The sequence below is a fragment of the Sandarakinorhabdus oryzae genome (assembly GCF_009733735.1).
Taxonomy (GTDB): domain Bacteria; phylum Pseudomonadota; class Alphaproteobacteria; order Sphingomonadales; family Sphingomonadaceae; genus Sandarakinorhabdus; species Sandarakinorhabdus oryzae.
The window spans coordinates 1-1264 of record NZ_WNJP01000324.1 but is presented as its reverse complement, the minus strand read 5'-3'; the positions used below and the strand labels follow the sequence as shown (position 1 = coordinate 1264).

The following is a 1264-nucleotide window of genomic DNA, read 5'->3' as shown; positions in this document are numbered from 1 at the left end:
TTCGCGGCCCTGCCGGTCGAGCAGCACGGCCTCGCTGCCCGGCTGCGCGGCCAGGCTGGCAAAGGCCGGAACCGGCGCCGGCTGGGTGCGCCAGACCAGCAGCCCCAGCAGCGCCAGCAACAGCAGTGGCAGCGCCCGCGATCGCTTCATTTCGCGCCGGCGACCACCAGCGTGCTGCCCGGCAGCAGGGCGTTGATATCGGGCGCATACATGGCTTCGGCACGGGTCGGCGGCAGGGTGAAGCGGCCGCTGCTGCCCAGCCGGATGCGATATTCGATGGTGGTGGGCGCGGCGCCCAGCTGCTGCCAATAGGCGCGATAATGCCCGGTGCGGCGCTCCACCCAGTCGGGATATTGGCCGCTCTCGTCTCCGCCACCGGCCAGCAGTTCGGACCGGCCACCGAGGCCACCACCTAAGATGGTCGCGCCCGCCGGCACCGGATCGGTGAGCGCCACCCAGGCCGTTTGCGCGCGGGCAGTGATGGTCAGGCGCACCGCCAGCACGTCGCCCCGGCTCCAGCGGCCGGGCACCGCCTGGCGGATGGGGACGATCTGGCGGCGCAAGGCGAGGCCGTTGGCGACCGCTTTGGTCGCCGGCACGGCGGCGCTGAGCGACACCATCGCCCACGGCTGACCGCTGCCAGCATGGCTGATCGTCAGTGGCGCAGTGGCGGCGGGCAGGTGAACGGGGACCGGGTTGGGCCAGCTTGCCACTTGCCGCGCCGCGCCCAGCGATACCGTGGTGCGACCGCTCACCGTCGCCTTCTCGAACCGCGTCGCAAAGCCGGCCAGCGCCAGCCGGCCCAGCGCATTGGCGGGCGTCGTGTCCCAATGGCCGTGTTGCTGGCCCTGCACCAGGGCGCGGGCCAGGCGCGGGGCGTCGCTGGCCCAGGCCGGATAATCGTTGGCCACCAGCAGCAGCCGCGCTGTGGCGGCATCACGGCCGGCCATCAGGCTCCACTCGTCATCGGGCCCAGTGAAGCGCATCACGCTGCCGCGATCATCCAGCCGGGCGCGCAGCCGGGCCAGCACTTGCGCCGCCGCGGGGCCATTGCCGCTCGCCAACAGCACGGCGCGCCAATCGAGCAGCGCCGTCGGCCCCCATTGATCGGGCGTTGCGTTGAAACCGGCCAACATGCGGCCCACCGCTTCGCCTTCACCCGCAAGCGCGGCCAGCGCGGCGAGCCGGTCACCGGCCACCCGGCCTTCGGCAATCGGGCGCAGGCCCGCCACCAGCCGCGCCCGCTCCGGTGCCGGCAGTGGCC

Annotated in this window: 1 protein-coding gene; it reads right to left on the bottom strand. The window is 73.3% G+C overall.

Annotated features, from left to right (window positions below):
- Positions 1–146: 146 nt before the first annotated feature.
- Positions 147–1264: alpha-2-macroglobulin family protein (locus GJ693_RS17230; protein WP_456238826.1), on the bottom strand; the 1118-nt coding region annotated here is incomplete at its 5' end.